Source organism: Sutcliffiella tianshenii (assembly GCF_016908565.1).
Lineage (GTDB): Bacteria > Bacillota > Bacilli > Bacillales > Bacillaceae_I > Sutcliffiella_A > Sutcliffiella_A tianshenii.
Genome location: NZ_JAFBED010000015.1, coordinates 1 through 15,787 on the forward strand (window position 1 = coordinate 1; position 15,787 = coordinate 15,787).

Below are 15,787 nucleotides of genomic sequence, written 5' to 3' on the forward strand. Positions count from 1 at the left end.
TCACACCCGTTCCCATACCGAACACGGAAGTTAAGCTCTTCAGCGCCAATGGTAGTTGGGGGCTGTCCCCCTGTGAGAGTAGGACGTTGCCAGGCGTATAATTACTATACATATTATTATCGCGGGGTGGAGCAGTCTGGTAGCTCGTCGGGCTCATAACCCGAAGGTCGCAGGTTCAAATCCTGTCCCCGCAACCAATAAGGTCCCGTGGTGTAGCGGTTAACATGCCTGCCTGTCACGCAGGAGATCGCCGGTTCGATCCCGGTCGGGACCGCCATTTTTAAAGAAAACGAAACTTGGTTTCGTTATTTTTTTTGGTCTTTTTTAATGAATGACTAGGCAAAGCGAGCCCTTCTAGACAACATATAACAACACATATAAAACCTCGCCATCTCAAGATGGCGAGGTTTTCTGCTTAATTGTAATTAGATTGATAATCGGTTTCTTCGAAGATCTCACTTGCAGGCTTTGCTGCCCATTCCTCGATTGGAGTGTCTGGGTTTGCATCAAGGTACGCCTTGACCATTTTGTAACCTTCGCTTGCGCCATAGCTTTTTGGAAGCTGCTGAACCTGTGCTCCGCCTTTTAGGATCGCATTTCCTCTGTCAGGATCAGAATTGCCAAGATCTTTTTCGATCTTTGCCCATTGTTCCTTTTTGAAGGCTTCATCAACCGGTGTCAAAGAGAAATTAGGGAAAACAGTCTTTTCAAACATGACAGCTTTTCCTTTATTGACCAGTTGATCCAGGACAGTCGTTGTATCGGCAAATTGCTTTTCATAAGCGACACTATTATAGTATTCATGTGCTACTGCAGATTTGATGATTTCAGGTGAATAGTTGCGATTGTATAATAGGATGATCTTCCCGGATCCCGCTGTAAATGATAAAGTGGTGGAGTCATTGGTAGGGAAAATACAAACGGTTGTATCTTTTCCAGATGGTAATAGTTTTGAAGATTCAATAAGTGCTTCTTTAACTGCTTCATTAGTGCTTGCATAGTCGATTTTCTTGATAACATCCTGAACGGCAATACGATTCTTAGGTTCCTCGTTCAAGATGGTTTCCGCCATTTGAATATTTTCGCCATCTTTAAAACATTTATCGTTGACCTGGTCAATGATACTTGATTTATATAAAGCCAAAACTTCTTCTTTTGGAAGACTCTTAGATTCTTCATAGTATGGGTTGAATAACTGGTATGCATGAATTACTTCGAAGTTTTGATCATTTTCCTTAAATGTTGAAGTTAACCCTTCTTCCCCACTTACCGTACCTGCACTCTCTCCGTTGCCACAACCTGTCAAAGCTAAAACAATGATGAAAAAAAACAAGAAACCCTTCAAACGCATTAATTTCCCTCCTAAACATAATTTTGTCCACAATTGATACTTATTTGTGCCTGAGGATAAGTATTCTACAAAATACCTGAAAATCCTTTATTTTCAGAAAATTTTTGTTGTAAGGAAACTTCCCACGCCAAATGCCCTACCGGTTAGGGTAGGGCTATTGTCTCAACTGTCATTATGTTAGTTGGGTTTCTCTGGCTGAAGCTGTCTAGCAGACTGTTCGTCCAAAAACTTTTCTATTAATCTACCAACTTCACCAGCATATGAGCGAGTTTGTGGCGTTCGTCTTTGTCTCCGACTTTCCAGAGTTCCTGGAGGAGTTTTTCTTCGCTGTTTCTTGGCTCTTCGTGTTTGGCCAGGTAGTCTGCGACTTTTTCCGCTGCCATGGCTAGTTGCTCTTCGCCGAGGCCGACTCTTTTCCCTGCTGATACTTTATCGTTCAGATAGCTCTTAAAGGTATCGAAATCGGCCAGGATTCTTTCTTTCTTGTTTTCATCCATGTTCTCTACTGTTCGTTCCACTTTGCTTTGGGTTTCTTGATCAGTGTGTGCCATTATTGATTTCCTCCTTTAATTTCCTTGAATTAGTGCATCCCTAGTCCATATCCTTTTTTTGGATTGGCTAAACCTTTAAATGTGGGGCAGGATTTATTTTCTTTCTCTTTCTTCTTTCGTTATAATAGTGGATAGCATAAGGAAGCAGAGGGGTGTCGTCTCTTGTCGGTTTCGGATGAGTTTGGATTCATAAGTAGTATTCAGCCACAGGCTCTGTTCCATGGGGACAAGGTTGTGGGAATAGGCGATGATGCAGCTATCGTCGGGATGGATGAGGGCTTTGAAAGCGTGGTTTGTGTCGATACCATGGTGGAAGGGGTCCATTTCAACCCGGATACGATGAAGCCGTATGATATCGGCTATAAGGCACTGGCAGCAAATATCAGTGATATTGCTGCGATGGGTGGCATACCGCTCTATTACCTTGTATCGATTTCGATTCCAAAAGCATGGCCGGAGGAAGAGCTTTTGGACATCTATAAAGGAATGAAGGCTCTGGGTGATCAGTACCGGATGGATCTTATCGGTGGCGATACAACTTCGGGGAAATCCCTTGTTCTGAGTGTCTTTGTCATCGGGAAGGTGGAGAAGGGAAAACGACTTCTCCGTTCGAACGCCACGCCTGGTGATCTTGTGTTTGTTTCTGGGACATTGGGTGATTCTGCAGCGGGCCTGGATGTTCTTTTGCAAGGTCATTCCGGGTGGGATGAGTTGAAAAGGAAGCATCAGAATCCAGCACCTCAAGTGGAACTAGGCAGGATCCTGACAGCATTCGATCGGGTTGCATTGAATGATGTGAGTGATGGCATTGCAAGCGAGCTGATGGAAATTGCGGAAGCAAGCCATGTAGATATTGTGATAAACAAGGATACACTACCATTAAGTACATCAATGGTTCAATATAAGGAAGAAAAGGCACTGAAGTGGGCGCTTGCCGGTGGAGAGGATTTTGAGCTGGTAGGTACGATCAGTGCGAAAGATTGGTCTCTTTTACAAAAGCGGTGCCAGGATGCCGATATTCAAATTACCCAGATCGGTGAAGTGACGGCAATCGGAAAAGGACAAGTCTTTTTGAAAGATGAAGGTCAGAGCGTATTAATGAAAAAAGAAGGATATAATCACTTTTTAAAAGAGTAGGAGCATGTTATATGATGCAAGTCGAGTTGAAGACACATTCTTCAGAGGAAACGATGACTATCTCTCAAGGACTAGGGAAGCTCCTGAATGGGGGAGAGGTCCTTTTATTGGAGGGAGACCTTGGTGCAGGCAAGACAACATTCACCAAAGGGCTGGCAAAGGGATTGGATATCAAGCGCAATGTGAACAGTCCTACGTTTACCATCATCAAAGAGTATGAGGGGCGCTTGCCTCTTTACCATATGGATGTGTACCGCCTAGCGGACAGTGAGGAAGACCTCGGGTTTGATGATTATTTTATGGGCAGTGGCGTCACGGTTGTGGAGTGGGCCCATTTGATAGAGGATTATTTGCCGGAGGAACGGTTGGAGATCTATATCTACCACCTTGGCGATGATGAAAGAAAAATCGTGTTGACTCCAAGGGGAGCACGCTATGAAGATATCTGTAAGGAGCTAATGGAATGACTAGAGTATTGGCCATTGATACATCAAGCTATGTGCTTGGTGTGGCGGTTGTAGAGGAAGACAGAGTGATCGGGGAGCTTGTAACCAATCTGAATAAAAACCATTCGGTGCGTGCGATGCCTGCGGTGGAGAGGCTATTGAAAGATTGCGAGATAACACCGGATACGATTGACCTGATTGTCGTAGGGAGGGGGCCAGGCTCCTTTACCGGTGTACGTATCGGTGTCACGCTTGCTAAGACTTTGGCTTGGTCGTTGAATGTGCCGCTTGTGGGCGTATCAAGCCTGGAGCTGTTGGCAGCAAATGGCCGCTATTTCAAAGGGATGATCTCTCCCCTCATGGATGCAAGGCGCGGACAGGTGTATACCGGTTTATTCTCATGGGAGAAGGCGGGCGTGCAGACCTTGGTGGAAGATGTGAATATCGCATTGACAGATTGGCTTGGCATGCTGAAGGAAAAGAATGAGGATGTATTATTTATAGGCAATGATGTGCACCTGCATAAGGAAACCATCATAGAGTATCTTGGGGAAATGGCTCATTTTGCACAAACAAGTGAAAACAGCCCTCGACCGAGTGAGCTTGCTCTTATCGGACTTGATAGGGAAGCGGAGGATGTCCATAGCTTTGTTCCGAACTATACCCGTTTGGCGGAAGCGGAAGCAAAATGGCTAGAAAGCAAAGAAAAATAGGTGAACAAGATGGAATCAATGATTGATATAACGAAAATGACGGTCCATGATATTGAGGGGGTCCATGAGGTGGAAATGCTTTCGTTTGCCACTCCCTGGACAAAGGACGCCTTTTACTATGAGCTGACCAATAATCCATATGCCCATTATTTTGTCATGAAGGAAGATAACAGGGTGATTGGGTATTGTGGGATATGGGTGGTCATGGGAGAGGCGCAGATAACCAATATTGCGATTCATCCCTCGTGTCGGGGTCGGAAGCTTGGGGATATACTGATGGGAAATGCCATTCAGTATTGTCGCATGATCGGGGCAATCTCGTTATCACTTGAGGTGAGGGTCTCCAATATCGTGGCACAGAACCTGTACCGGAAGCATGGTTTCCAAAATGGCGGAATTAGAAAAAAATATTATGTGGATAACAGTGAAGACGCATTAGTGATGTGGGTGAGTTTATGATAAATGAGCAACAAAAAGACGAATATATATTAGGTATTGAAACGAGCTGTGATGAAACGGCTGCAGCTGTCATCAAGAACGGGACGGAAATCGTGGCAAATGTGGTTTCCTCCCAGATTGAAAGCCATCAGCGCTTTGGAGGGGTTGTTCCAGAGATCGCCTCTAGGCATCATGTGGAACAGGTCACCATCGTGCTCGAGGAAACGATGAAGCAGAGCGGCCTCACCATGAATAGTATTGATGCCATCGCCGTGACGGAAGGGCCAGGTCTTGTAGGAGCGCTCCTGATCGGTGTCAACGCAGCGAAGGCTGTGGCGTTTGCCCATCAGAAGCCGTTGATCGGTGTTCATCATATTGCGGGGCATATTTATGCCAACCAGCTTGTTGCGGAGCTGAAATTCCCGTTATTGGCCCTGGTCGTTTCCGGAGGTCATACTGAGCTTGTTTACATGAAGGAGCACGGTTCCTTCGAGGTAATCGGTGAAACGCGTGACGATGCAGTAGGCGAGGCCTATGATAAGGTTGCGAGAACGCTACAGCTGCCTTATCCGGGCGGTCCTCATATCGACCGTCTGGCTATGGAGGGACAACCTTCCATCAAGCTTCCAAGGGCGTGGCTTGAGGAGGATTCCTATGATTTCAGCTTCTCAGGCTTGAAATCGGCAGTTATCAACACGCTCCACAACGCCAAGCAAAAAGGGGAAGAAATCAGCCCACAGGATTTGGCGGCAAGCTTTCAAGAAAGTGTCATCGAGGTGTTGGTCGGTAAAACACTGAAGGCCATGGAACAATACAAGGTGGATCAAGTACTGCTTGCAGGCGGGGTGGCGGCCAACAAGGGATTACGCAGTGCCCTTATGACTGCTGTGGATAATGTGGGGAAAGAGCTGGTGATTCCTCCACTATCGTTATGCACCGATAATGCAGCGATGATTGCAGCGGCAGGAAGCGTCCTATATCGAAAAGGAAAACGTTCCGGTATGGACCTTAACGGAAACCCGGGGCTTGATATCGAAAAACCTTTCAATTGATTCTTCAGTTGAAAGGTTTTTTATTTGTCCAAAAATAGAAAGCGCATACGTTATACACAGTCTTGTGGACAACTTGTGGATAAAAGTCTTACTTTCCCACATATTCAATCTTGTAATTGTGAATAAAAATTGTGGATAACTTTAGATGAAAATGTGGATAGTGTGTATAAACCTCTTGATAACTTATTAATTAAGGGTTGATATGTGAATATGTATGTGGAAAAGTGAGTTATATCGACAAAGTTCTTAAAATGAGGGCTATGTATCGACAAAATCAGCTAATTGATATTTTTATCCACAAAAAAGCTACTCCCCTTTTAAGGAAAGTAGCTTATTCATCACACCAACTCTTCCCATTCCTCCATCAGTGCCATCAATCTTTCCTGCAGCTCCTCATTATGCGTGTTGAGCTCCAGTACTTTTTCATGATCCTGATAGACTTCCGGGAGACAGAGCTGGCTCTCATTTTCTTCGAGCCTGTTTTCGATCTCTTCTATTTCTTTTTCGATTTCTTCAAGACGGCGCTTTTTTTGCCGTTCGAGTCGCTTTGCTTCTTTTTCCTGTTCATAGCTCGGCTTTTCCTTTTCAGCCTGAAGAGATCTGACGGTAGTTGCGGAAGATGCTTCGCTTTCCAGCCTTGCGAGCTCCATCGCCTCTTCTTTTTTCTCTATATAATAGTCATAATCCCCGAGATATTCAGTTGCCCCAACCCGGCTCAATTCATAGACCTTCGTTGCCAGGCGGTTGATGAAATAGCGGTCATGGGAGACGAATAGGATGGTTCCAGGATAATCGATCAAGGCATTCTCCAGGATCTCCTTGCTGTCGAGATCCAGATGGTTGGTAGGCTCGTCCAGGATGAGGACATTGGAGCGCTGCAGCATCATCTTGGAAAGTGCCAATCTCGCTTTTTCACCGCCGCTTAAAGTGGAAACGGGCTTCAGTACATCATCCCCGGAGAAAAGGAAGTTTCCGAGGACAGTCCGGATTTCCTTTTCCATCTTGCTTGGGTATTCATCCCAAAGCTCGGCCAACACCGTCTTATTGGAAGTGAGGTCCGCCTGCTGCTGATCATAGTAGCTCACAGAAACATTTGCCCCGAATGAAAAGCTGCCTTCGAGCGGATCAAGCTGTTTGACCAGCGTCTTTAACAGGGTGGACTTCCCGATTCCGTTTGGCCCTACTAGCGCCACGCTATCTCCGCGAGAGAGGGAAAGGTCCACATGCTGGAAAATCGGTGTACGGTCATAGGAGACGGCCAGGTCCTTCGCTTTCAGTACATCATTGCCACTCTGCCTATCAATATCAAACATGATGCTGGCGGACTTTTCGTCCCCTTTAGGACGATCCATCACCTGCATCTTATCGAGCTGCTTTCTGCGGCTCTGGGCACGCTTTGTGGTGGAGGCCCGTGCAAGGTTGCGCTGTACAAAATCCTGCAGCTTAGCAATTTCATCCTGTTGCTTTTCAAACATCTTTATATCACGTTCGTATTGCTCGGCCTTTTGTGCAAGGTACGCACTGTAGTTGCCTACGAACTTCGCAGACTGTTTGCGTGAGATTTCATAGACGGTTGTGACTACCTTGTCTAGGAAGTAGCGGTCATGGGAAACAATAAGTAATGCACCAGGATAACCCTGCAGATAGCCTTCGAGCCAGGACAGGGTATCGATGTCGAGATGGTTCGTCGGCTCATCGAGAATCAATAGATCCGGCTTGGTCAGAAGAAGCTTGGCAAGCGCAAGACGCGTCCGCTGACCGCCGCTGAGCGTCTCGATCTGAGTCTGATAGTCAAATTCTGAGAAGCGAAGTCCGTGAAGCACAGAGCGGATATCCGCCTCATATTGAAAGCCGCCTTTTTGCTTGAAGCTTTCCTGGATTTCGTCATATTCCTTTAAGATGCGGGCGTAAAGCGGGCCATCCTCAAAATATGCGGGATCACCCATTTTCGCTTCCAGCGTGCGCATCTGACTTTCCATCTCTTTCAGGCCGGAGAAGACGGTCAGCATTTCATCCCAGATGGAACGCTCGGTCTCAAGGCCGGTATCCTGCGCCAGATAGCCGATCGACACGTCCTTAGGCTTGATGATGTCACCGGAATCATAGGAAAGTTGATTGGATATGATCTTCAGCAGGGTGGACTTCCCGGCCCCGTTCCGCCCGACAAGCGCAATTCTGTCTTTCGATTGTACTTCTAGTTTTATATTCGATAGAATAAGGTCAGCACCAAAATATTTCGTTAATTGATTTATCTGTAAAATAATCATCATTTTCACCTCATGCAATTCTAATGTAAGTGTATACTTCTTCAAGCCCTACATCAAGAATTGGAAACGGCAACCCCTTACAAAATTGCAGAGAATAAGGTAAAATGAAAGCGATTTAAAATCGAAGAGCGGAGCCGGTATCCGTTATATATAGAAAAGAACCGCAAACTGGTTGGACAATGGGGGAGTAAGATGAGTAACGAACCGATGAAAATACCGCAGGCGACGGCCAAGAGATTGCCCTTGTATTACCGTTTCCTCAAGAATTTGAATACATCCGGGAAGCAGCGGGTTTCTTCCGCAGAGCTGAGTGAAGCGGTGAAAGTGGATTCAGCCACCATCCGACGGGACTTCAGCTATTTCGGGGCATTGGGGAAAAAGGGATATGGATATAATGTTCAATATTTGTTAACTTTTTTCCGGAAAACGCTCGACCAGGATGAATTGACTTATGTTACTCTTATAGGTGTGGGAAACTTGGGAACAGCTTTCCTGCATTACAATTTCATGAAAAACAATAACACGAAAATCGTGATGGCCTTTGATATCGACGAGTCGAAAATCGGCACGGAGATCGGCGGTGTACCGGTGTATCACCTTGATGATATCGAAGAGCACCTGCCGGAGGATGTGACGGTGGCAATCCTTACCGTACCTGCGCCAGTAGCGCAGCCGATAGCAGACAGATTGGTGGAAAAAGGGGTAAAGGGCATCCTGAACTTTACGCCAGCACGCATCAACGTGCCGGAAACCATCCGTATTCATCATATCGATCTAGCCGTGGAACTACAGTCATTGGTATATTTTCTCAAGCACTATCCAACAGAATGAAAAAGTAGTAGAATGAGTATATTTCAAGTTGGGGTTCAAAAAGGAGGATAAAAAGAGCAAAGAAGTTCGAGGAAGCGAAGTCTCGAGCACCGCAGCGTATGGACTTATACGTGAGGAGCGGAGAGGCAAGCTGACGAAGAAATTCAAAGCTATTTTTACCGGACTTTTTGAACATCCTCTTCAAGGAGGTGGCAAGAATGGGTCCAATCGGAATGGGTAGCCTCTTGTTAATCGTTTTCGTAGCATTACTAATCTTCGGTCCAAGCAAATTACCTCAATTAGGTAAGGCAGCTGGAAACACATTGCGTGAATTCAAAAACGCAACTAAAGGATTAGCGGATGACGACGACACTAAACCAGAGAAAAAAGAAGAAACGAAGTAATGTAAGGATGAACATATATGCTAGATAGAGAAATGTCGGTGTACGACCATATAGGCGAGCTCCGGAAAAGAGTGATCATCATTGCATCCTTCTTTTTCGTCTCAGCGATCGGCGGTTTTTTCCTCGCGGAACCGATCATTGTCTATTTACAGCACACAAATGAAGCGGAAGCGCTGACGATGAACGCCTTTCGCATTACAGATCCAATCAAGATCTTCATGCAGTTTTCATTTTTGATTGCATTCATCATCACGTTCCCCGTCACGCTCTATCAGATTTGGGCATTCATCAGCCCCGGTTTGTATGAGCGGGAACGGAAAGTGACGTTAAGCTATATTCCTATCTCCCTTTTCTTGTTTCTGAGCGGATTGACTTTCTCTTATTTCATTCTATTTCCGTTTGTCGTGAAATTCATGAGCAATCTGGCAGACCGCTTGGATATCAACCAGGTAATCGGGATCAATGAATATTTTCAATTCCTGTTCCAGCTGACCTTGCCGTTTGGCATCCTGTTTCAGATGCCGGTTATTGTGATGTTCTTAACAAGACTGGGGATCATAACCCCGGCTCTGCTTGTAAAAATAAGAAAATATGCGTACTTCGTATTACTGGTGATAGGGGCGCTCATCACGCCGCCTGAGATCATCTCCCATCTGATGGTGACGGTACCGCTTCTTATCCTTTATGAGATCAGCATCATCATTTCCCGCTTCGGCTACAAAAAGGTCAAGCTTGCAGAAGCGAAGCTGAATGAGGAATTAAATAAAAAATAGGCAACCTACCGGAAAGGTAAGAAGCCTATTTTTTTTGCATACTTTTAATTTTTTTATGAAGCAGATATGCCCGGATGCTGACGCCGAAGTCGAAGGTGGCGATCAGCATCAGCAGCATCGTGTGCCATTCAAAGACGCTTTCCTTGAATGACGCGACTGCAAGATACGTAAATAAACATCCCATGATGGCATAGAAAAAGACCATATTGATCGGTTTTATTCTCATTGTGCTAGTCCTCCAGTTGTAGATGGCCTTACCGTTGTTTCTTTAATTATAAGAAGAAGGAGATAAGATTCGGTAACGTATTCTGCATCTCTTCCATCTGCTTGATCATTTCTTCAATATCTTCCCTGAACACATACTGCACAATGACAACAAAGCTGTTCATGGCAACATGGGCGATGATCGGAACGATGATGCGGTTTGTTTTCACATAAAGGAAGGCAAAAATCCCACCCATCACAAAGTAGATCAACAGATGCTTGAAATCATTATGGACGACAGCAAAAAGCAGGGAGCTGACAATCAGTCCGACAGCAAAATTGAAGCGTTTGTAAAGGGAACCGAAAATTATTTTACGGAAGATGATTTCTTCTAAAATAGGCCCTGCAATCGTTATCGCAAAAATCATGATCGGGGTCGCCGTCACAAAGGCCATGATTTCCTGCGTGTTTTCTGAACCAGGTTGGATCCCAAAAAGCTTGAGCTGGATCTGGGCCGCTATACCCTGCCCGAAAAGAGCCATCGGAAAGCCAAGCACCGTCCAAAGAATGGTTGTCGGGACAGAGGCCGTCTCGCCCCTGAAGTCGCCTTCCTTCCATTCATCCCGCAGAATGAAGCAGACAATCAAAAGACCGATCGTAAAACTGACAAACGTCCAATACCCCACAATATCTCCACGTTCCACACCAAGAGCCATCAAGATCGGAAAGCCGATAAATCCGGACAGCTGCATCAACACATAGGTCAAAATCACATACCAATACTTTTTCGTCATAGTAAACTCCTCTAAAGTCAATTATTCGCTTTCCGTATTGTATCATATTCTAACCCTACCCTTATAATGATAAGGTTCCCACATTCACCGCTCCTTACGAAAATCATGTCGATATTTCGGTTTATATGAAGGCCAGGGGGAGATAATGGAAAAGTGCTAAAAAGGGTGAAAAATTTTAAGCAAAGATACTTGCAAAACAGGAAGAGATTCATTATTATAATAATTGTGTTAGCACTCAAGACTATAGAGTGCTAATAAATAAAAATATTACATATGAAATCAAGGAGGTTGTTTTCATGTTAAAGCCAATAGGTGATCGTCTAGTAATTGAGCTTGTTCAGTCCGAAGAAAAAACTGCTAGTGGTATCGTATTACCTGACTCCGCTAAAGAAAAGCCTCAAGAAGGAAAAGTAGTGGCAGTCGGTACAGGCCGTGTATTGGACAGCGGTGAGCGTGTAGCGCTTGAAGTAACTGAAGGCGACAGCATCATCTTCTCCAAATATGCCGGTACTGAAGTGAAATTCGAAGGCAAAGAATATCTGATCCTTAAAGAAGCAGACGTACTTGCAGTAGTAAGCAAGTAATCCAATAAAAAATAAATTTTAACTTTACTGAGGAGGTCTATCAATTATGGCAAAAGAGATTAAGTTCAGTGAAGAAGCTCGCCGCTCCATGCTGCGCGGTGTAGACAAATTAGCTGATGCGGTGAAAGTGACATTAGGACCAAAAGGACGCAACGTGGTACTTGAGAAGAAATTCGGTTCTCCACTAATCACAAATGACGGTGTTACAATCGCTAAGGAAATCGAACTGGAAGATTCCTTCGAAAACATGGGTGCGAAGCTTGTTGCTGAAGTAGCAAGCAAAACAAACGATGTTGCCGGTGACGGTACAACTACTGCAACAGTTCTTGCGCAAGCGATGATCCGCGAAGGATTGAAGAACGTTACTGCCGGGGCTAACCCAATGGGTATCCGCAAAGGGATCGAAAAAGCGGTTGCAGTTGCAGTGGAAGAATTGAAGAACATTTCGAAACCAATCGAAGGCAAAGCTTCCATCGCACAGGTTGCAGCTATCTCTGCAGCTGACGAAGAGGTTGGCCAACTGATTGCAGAAGCGATGGAGCGCGTTGGTAATGACGGCGTCATCACATTGGAAGAATCCAAAGGCTTCACTACAGAGCTTGAAGTAGTAGAAGGTATGCAATTCGACCGTGGATATGCTTCTCCATACATGGTAACAGACTCCGATAAAATGGAAGCTGTATTAGACAATCCGTACGTGTTGATCACGGACAAGAAAATCACTAACATCCAGGAAATCCTTCCGGTACTTGAGCAAGTTGTACAACAAGGCAAGCCATTGTTGTTGATTGCTGAAGACGTTGAAGGTGAAGCGTTGGCTACACTTGTAGTGAACAAATTACGCGGAACATTCAATGCAGTAGCTGTTAAAGCTCCTGGATTCGGTGACCGCCGTAAAGCGATGCTTCAAGATATCGCTGCCATCACTGGTGGTGAAGTGATCACTGAAGAACTAGGCTTAGACCTTAAAACTGCGAACATCAGCCAATTGGGACGCGCAGACAAAATCGTGGTTACAAAAGAAAACACTACAGTTGTCAACGGACACGGAAACACAGAAGAGATCCAAGCTCGTGTTGGCCAAATCCGTGCGCAATTGGAAGATACAACTTCTGAATTCGACCGTGAAAAATTACAAGAGCGCCTAGCAAAAATCGCTGGTGGCGTAGCTGTAATCAAAGTTGGAGCGGCAACTGAAACAGAACTAAAAGAGCGCAAGCTTCGCATTGAAGATGCTCTTAACTCCACACGTGCTGCAGTGGAAGAAGGAATCGTAGCCGGTGGTGGTACAGCGCTTGTAAATGTCTACAACAAAGTATCCGAAATCAAAGCAGAAGGCGACGAAGCTACTGGTGTGAACATCGTATTGCGTGCAATCGAAGAGCCAGTGCGTCAAATCGCTCACAACGCTGGACTTGAAGGATCTGTAATCGTAGATCGCCTGAAAAAAGAAAAAATCGGTGTTGGATTCAACGCGGCAACTGGCGAATGGGTAAACATGCTTGACGCTGGTATCGTAGATCCTACCAAAGTAACTCGTTACGCACTTCAAAACGCAGCAAGCGTATCTGCAATGTTCCTGACTACTGAAGCAGTAGTAGCCGACATCCCTGAAGAGGGCGGCGGCGGAATGCCAGATATGGGCGGCATGGGTGGAATGGGCGGAATGATGTAATACCGAAAAGCAGAAGCGGCTTGTTCAGCCCCGACAAGCATAAGACGATCTAGGAAAGAAGGCGCTCTTTGTCTTCATTCCTAGAGTGGCTAGCCGCTGGAGCTAGACAGTACGCCCCCAAACCCTTGATATAAAAGGACTTGTTGGTAAGATGAGAATGGTTTACTAACATTTTGCAACATAGAGGATAACGGAAGAAGCTTCTCATAAGTTGAGTAAACTTGTGGGGGGCTTCTTTTTTAATTTCTTCGGTGACATGAAGGTAATCATTTTTCATTGTTTGATCGTCCGTATGACCAAGCCGGAAAGGAAAAGGACGCCCCCCTATATGTGAAACTGCGACAACAGTTCCACGGGAGACGTCCCACACTTTCTTCAGAGTTGGATTCATCAGTTTTTGATATCTGTTAGCGGTTGGATATTAATGTCATAATCGACTGTGACCTCCATCTGCTCCCACCTGTTTGACCATTCTTCCCCATTAAGAGGTTTTGAGAAAGGTCTCAAGGTATACTTTCTTAATTGTAAAGGGTCAACCTTATTCTCTTGAAGCTTTTTTAAAAACTTGGTAGTCTGTTCTTCTAAATACAATTCAATTTCCGTCTCGAATTTTGAAAATTCATCCCGGGTGAGCAAGTTATGTTCCCTGGCAATCTCGTCAAGCCGTCCATTCAATTGAACGGTGAGCTTCAGTTCAGAATATTTCTTATCCATATACCATTGAACATTGGCTGTCACATGGCCTAGAACAAAAGATAAGTCACGGATCGGAAAATACTTTAAAAAGTGATCGTTGTCGATAAGCTGGTATATTTGCTCTTCCATTTTGTTCGTGGTTTCGATCAATTTGTCATTTTTAAAAATGCCAGTACCTTGATATTGGAAATTACCACTACTGGCTTCAAATACAGGCACTACAGGAGAATTCGCTGGTGAATGAAGCATTTTCATGAATTGATGCAAATTCACAACAGTCAACTTCCCCTGACCATCGTAATGCTTGAACATCCGATAGAGATAATAATCCAGGTCTTCTTGCACTCCCAATTGACTGTTCATGTACTCATCAAAATCCCCTCTGACAATGGCTACATACAAACGTTTAGAAATATCAGGATCTGTCAAAATCGTATCGATCAATGGACTGATCCCTTCTTTTGCAATTTCTTCACTGATCAACAGCATCCGGAGTTGTCCAACTTTCAACTCTCTATAATACTTTAAATTGAAACCCTTCATGCCTTCTTTTAACAAGTCGACTTGAACAGTCAAAAGGCGTTTCTTTTCTTTTACAAGGGGAGGTATCAAAGTGCTCATTCTGTAGTTCTCCTCCTCTCCTTTCTGAATCGACCAAAAAGTCACAGGTGCAATTTCTTCAATCAGATTTTTTTCTGCAATAGGAGAACAACCTGATAAAACGATTATATTAACAAAAATGACGAAAAGTATTTTGGTATGTTTATGTTTCATACTAGTCACGGACCTTTCGCTTAAAAGAGATGAAAAGAAGTAATGGTACGAATAAATAAGTGAGTGCTCCTGCCCATATCTCTAGCTCTAACAAAATATTTTGGTTAGTTGCCTTTTTCCACAACCATTCATTTAGTAGCATTAAACAAAGGATGAATATAAAACAACATAATGCAAATCCTGATCTAGTCGTTTGAACTTTCGATTTCTTCAGAGTGATACGAATTGCACCATAAAAAAGTAACAGGAAGATTGAAATGGCGAATACAAAGTGAAATAAGTATACAGAGATAAAAATTATATCAATTCGCTCAAACACTGGAAAATTCAGGTAGCGTATCATTTCCACCACCGGCAATTTGATTTCTCCAAGATAATGTGATCCGAAAAAAAACAAAGATGCAATGAATATAAACACATATTCAAAAACGGTAAATGCATTTCCGATTGTCATGTATTTGAGGATTTTTGCTCTCGTATTGAACCAAGGGGCAAGTAAAACCAAATATTCTGGCCCAGAAAAGGCTGACCATATAAACAGCACACTTTTCCATGATTTCATCGTCCATTCATATGGTATTAACGGAAATAGATCATGTATAGTAGCATAAGGCTGAAAAGGGAATTTCAATAATAACAAGAGCATTGGAGCTGTAAACAAAAAAGCGATGACGATGAAACGGATCGTACTGTCCATCCCTAGTGAAGCAACATACCAGCAAATAAGCAAAATGAAAAGGATCATCCAATTCGTATTTAATGAAGGGAAGATAAATTGTTGTACTACTTCTACATATCCGAGTGTTATTACCGTTACTTTTAATAAAATGAAACCGATTCCGATGAAAGAAAGTAACCGTACCATAGGCTCACCGAAAAGATCTACAAAACCTTCGTAGCCTGAGGATGCATACTTGGAAGTAAACCATTTTGATAACATGAATATACTGATCTGTGATAGTGCGCCTACGATGATAATCATCCAAATCATATAGGGGTATATGAGAAAAACTGGCATGATGATCGCAAAATATAGCATTTGCATCCTGTTGACCATCAAAGTCATATAAACACCATTATATGAAGAGGTTTTCTCGAACAATGAAAGTTCAGTCAAT

17 protein-coding genes, 2 tRNA genes and 1 rRNA gene are annotated in these 15,787 nt (G+C 44.1%); 13 read left to right on the forward strand and 7 right to left on the reverse strand.

Annotation, left to right across the window (positions count from 1 at the left end; translation table 11 throughout):
- The 3 genes from rrf to JOC95_RS19745 all read left to right on the forward strand — a co-directional run.
- Nucleotides 1–95, forward strand: a 5S ribosomal RNA gene (gene rrf / locus JOC95_RS19735); the annotation flags it as partial.
- Between the two features lie 25 nt (nucleotides 96–120).
- Nucleotides 121–197: transfer RNA gene (locus JOC95_RS19740), tRNA-Met, on the forward strand.
- 4 nt (nucleotides 198–201) lie between these two features.
- A tRNA-Asp gene (locus JOC95_RS19745) sits at nucleotides 202–277 on the forward strand.
- Between the two features lie 138 nt (nucleotides 278–415).
- Here the strand turns inward: JOC95_RS19745 and JOC95_RS19750 are convergent.
- Together JOC95_RS19750 and JOC95_RS19755 are read right to left on the reverse strand one after the other, a co-directional pair.
- A complete protein-coding gene (locus tag JOC95_RS19750; protein ID WP_204419562.1) occupies nucleotides 416–1,351 on the reverse strand; it encodes a DUF2268 domain-containing putative Zn-dependent protease in 936 nt (311 codons plus the stop codon).
- Between the two features lie 236 nt (nucleotides 1,352–1,587).
- Complete coding sequence (locus JOC95_RS19755; protein WP_204419565.1) at nucleotides 1,588–1,902, reverse strand: DUF3243 domain-containing protein; 315 nt, start codon at nucleotides 1,900–1,902, stop codon at nucleotides 1,588–1,590.
- A gap of 162 nt (nucleotides 1,903–2,064) precedes the next feature.
- Here JOC95_RS19755 and thiL point away from each other — a divergent pair, with 162 nt between their 5' ends.
- From thiL to tsaD, 5 genes are read left to right on the forward strand one after another with little or no spacing between them, the layout of a single operon-like run.
- Nucleotides 2,065–3,039: a thiamine-phosphate kinase gene (gene thiL / locus JOC95_RS19760; protein ID WP_204419567.1), complete on the forward strand. Its 975-nt coding sequence runs from the start codon at nucleotides 2,065–2,067 to the stop codon at nucleotides 3,037–3,039.
- A gap of 11 nt (nucleotides 3,040–3,050) precedes the next feature.
- Nucleotides 3,051–3,506, forward strand: coding sequence for a tRNA (adenosine(37)-N6)-threonylcarbamoyltransferase complex ATPase subunit type 1 TsaE (tsaE, locus tag JOC95_RS19765; protein WP_204419575.1), 456 nt, complete (start codon nucleotides 3,051–3,053; stop codon nucleotides 3,504–3,506).
- Nucleotides 3,503–4,198 (forward strand): tRNA (adenosine(37)-N6)-threonylcarbamoyltransferase complex dimerization subunit type 1 TsaB, encoded by a 696-nt coding sequence (tsaB, locus tag JOC95_RS19770; protein ID WP_204419577.1) that lies wholly within the window; start codon nucleotides 3,503–3,505, stop codon nucleotides 4,196–4,198. The genes tsaE and tsaB overlap by 4 nt, the downstream gene beginning before the upstream one ends.
- A 9-nt stretch (nucleotides 4,199–4,207) precedes the next feature.
- Nucleotides 4,208–4,657: a ribosomal protein S18-alanine N-acetyltransferase gene (gene rimI / locus JOC95_RS19775; RefSeq protein WP_204419580.1), complete on the forward strand. Its 450-nt coding sequence runs from the start codon at nucleotides 4,208–4,210 to the stop codon at nucleotides 4,655–4,657.
- Nucleotides 4,654–5,688 (forward strand): tRNA (adenosine(37)-N6)-threonylcarbamoyltransferase complex transferase subunit TsaD, encoded by a 1,035-nt coding sequence (gene tsaD / locus JOC95_RS19780; RefSeq protein WP_204419582.1) that lies wholly within the window; start codon nucleotides 4,654–4,656, stop codon nucleotides 5,686–5,688. Before rimI ends, tsaD begins: the two co-directional genes overlap by 4 nt.
- Before the next feature lie 338 nt (nucleotides 5,689–6,026).
- On the opposite strand, the gene JOC95_RS19785 is transcribed toward tsaD, so the two are convergent.
- Nucleotides 6,027–7,955 (reverse strand): ABC-F family ATP-binding cassette domain-containing protein, encoded by a 1,929-nt coding sequence (locus JOC95_RS19785; RefSeq protein ID WP_204419688.1) that lies wholly within the window; start codon nucleotides 7,953–7,955, stop codon nucleotides 6,027–6,029.
- Nucleotides 7,956–8,147: 192 nt separating this feature from the next.
- On the opposite strand from JOC95_RS19785, the gene JOC95_RS19790 reads away from it, so the two are divergent.
- The 3 genes from JOC95_RS19790 (at nucleotide 8,148) to tatC (ending at nucleotide 9,942) form a co-directional block, all read left to right on the forward strand.
- Nucleotides 8,148–8,786 carry a redox-sensing transcriptional repressor Rex gene (locus JOC95_RS19790; protein ID WP_204419585.1) on the forward strand — a complete coding sequence of 213 codons (639 nt, stop codon included), beginning with the start codon at nucleotides 8,148–8,150 and terminating at the stop codon, nucleotides 8,784–8,786.
- A gap of 197 nt (nucleotides 8,787–8,983) precedes the next feature.
- On the forward strand, nucleotides 8,984–9,169 hold the full coding sequence (locus JOC95_RS19795) for a twin-arginine translocase TatA/TatE family subunit (RefSeq protein ID WP_204419586.1): 186 nt from the start codon (nucleotides 8,984–8,986) through the stop codon (nucleotides 9,167–9,169).
- Between the two features lie 17 nt (nucleotides 9,170–9,186).
- The gene (gene tatC / locus JOC95_RS19800; protein WP_204419591.1) at nucleotides 9,187–9,942 is read left to right on the forward strand and encodes a twin-arginine translocase subunit TatC; all 756 of its coding nucleotides are present in this window, start codon (nucleotides 9,187–9,189) and stop codon (nucleotides 9,940–9,942) included.
- Nucleotides 9,943–9,967: 25 nt separating this feature from the next.
- Here tatC and JOC95_RS19805 read toward each other — a convergent pair whose 3' ends face one another.
- Nucleotides 9,968–10,168: a YdiK family protein gene (locus JOC95_RS19805; protein WP_204419594.1), complete on the reverse strand. Its 201-nt coding sequence runs from the start codon at nucleotides 10,166–10,168 to the stop codon at nucleotides 9,968–9,970.
- A 46-nt stretch (nucleotides 10,169–10,214) separates the two neighbouring features.
- The gene (locus tag JOC95_RS19810; RefSeq protein ID WP_204419596.1) at nucleotides 10,215–10,940 is read right to left on the reverse strand and encodes a CPBP family intramembrane glutamic endopeptidase; all 726 of its coding nucleotides are present in this window, start codon (nucleotides 10,938–10,940) and stop codon (nucleotides 10,215–10,217) included.
- Between the two features lie 296 nt (nucleotides 10,941–11,236).
- Between JOC95_RS19810 and groES the strand changes: the two genes are divergently transcribed.
- Nucleotides 11,237–11,524: a co-chaperone GroES gene (groES, locus tag JOC95_RS19815; protein ID WP_204419598.1), complete on the forward strand. Its 288-nt coding sequence runs from the start codon at nucleotides 11,237–11,239 to the stop codon at nucleotides 11,522–11,524.
- 46 nt (nucleotides 11,525–11,570) lie between these two features.
- The gene (groL, locus tag JOC95_RS19820; RefSeq protein ID WP_204419601.1) at nucleotides 11,571–13,199 is read left to right on the forward strand and encodes a chaperonin GroEL; all 1,629 of its coding nucleotides are present in this window, start codon (nucleotides 11,571–11,573) and stop codon (nucleotides 13,197–13,199) included.
- Nucleotides 13,200–13,589: 390 nt separating this feature from the next.
- On the opposite strand, the gene JOC95_RS19825 is transcribed toward groL, so the two are convergent.
- Nucleotides 13,590–14,669, reverse strand: a complete 1,080-nt coding sequence (locus JOC95_RS19825; RefSeq protein WP_204419604.1) for a Ger(x)C family spore germination protein — start codon at nucleotides 14,667–14,669, stop codon at nucleotides 13,590–13,592.
- Nucleotide 14,670: 1 nt separating this feature from the next.
- The gene (locus JOC95_RS19830; protein WP_204419606.1) at nucleotides 14,671–15,786 is read right to left on the reverse strand and encodes a GerAB/ArcD/ProY family transporter; all 1,116 of its coding nucleotides are present in this window, start codon (nucleotides 15,784–15,786) and stop codon (nucleotides 14,671–14,673) included.
- Nucleotide 15,787 lies beyond the last annotated feature (1 nt).

Excerpts from the sequence above, each read along its gene's own strand:
- JOC95_RS19755 (WP_204419565.1), bottom strand. The coding sequence starts at position 1,902 with ATGGCACACACTGATCAAGAAACCCAAAGCAAAGTGGAACGAACAGTA.
- tsaD (WP_204419582.1), top strand. The coding sequence starts at position 4,654 with ATGATAAATGAGCAACAAAAAGACGAATATATATTAGGTATTGAAACG.
- tsaB (WP_204419577.1), top strand. The coding sequence starts at position 3,503 with ATGACTAGAGTATTGGCCATTGATACATCAAGCTATGTGCTTGGTGTG.
- JOC95_RS19790 (WP_204419585.1), top strand. The coding sequence starts at position 8,148 with ATGAGTAACGAACCGATGAAAATACCGCAGGCGACGGCCAAGAGATTG.
- tsaE (WP_204419575.1), top strand. The coding sequence starts at position 3,051 with ATGATGCAAGTCGAGTTGAAGACACATTCTTCAGAGGAAACGATGACT.
- groL (WP_204419601.1), top strand. The coding sequence starts at position 11,571 with ATGGCAAAAGAGATTAAGTTCAGTGAAGAAGCTCGCCGCTCCATGCTG.
- tatC (WP_204419591.1), top strand. The coding sequence starts at position 9,187 with ATGCTAGATAGAGAAATGTCGGTGTACGACCATATAGGCGAGCTCCGG.
- JOC95_RS19825 (WP_204419604.1), bottom strand. The coding sequence starts at position 14,669 with ATGAAACATAAACATACCAAAATACTTTTCGTCATTTTTGTTAATATA.
- JOC95_RS19810 (WP_204419596.1), bottom strand. The coding sequence starts at position 10,940 with ATGACGAAAAAGTATTGGTATGTGATTTTGACCTATGTGTTGATGCAG.
- JOC95_RS19785 (WP_204419688.1), bottom strand. The coding sequence starts at position 7,955 with ATGATTATTTTACAGATAAATCAATTAACGAAATATTTTGGTGCTGAC.
- JOC95_RS19805 (WP_204419594.1), bottom strand. The coding sequence starts at position 10,168 with ATGAGAATAAAACCGATCAATATGGTCTTTTTCTATGCCATCATGGGA.
- JOC95_RS19795 (WP_204419586.1), top strand. The coding sequence starts at position 8,984 with ATGGGTCCAATCGGAATGGGTAGCCTCTTGTTAATCGTTTTCGTAGCA.
- JOC95_RS19750 (WP_204419562.1), bottom strand. The coding sequence starts at position 1,351 with ATGCGTTTGAAGGGTTTCTTGTTTTTTTTCATCATTGTTTTAGCTTTG.
- rimI (WP_204419580.1), top strand. The coding sequence starts at position 4,208 with ATGGAATCAATGATTGATATAACGAAAATGACGGTCCATGATATTGAG.
- groES (WP_204419598.1), top strand. The coding sequence starts at position 11,237 with ATGTTAAAGCCAATAGGTGATCGTCTAGTAATTGAGCTTGTTCAGTCC.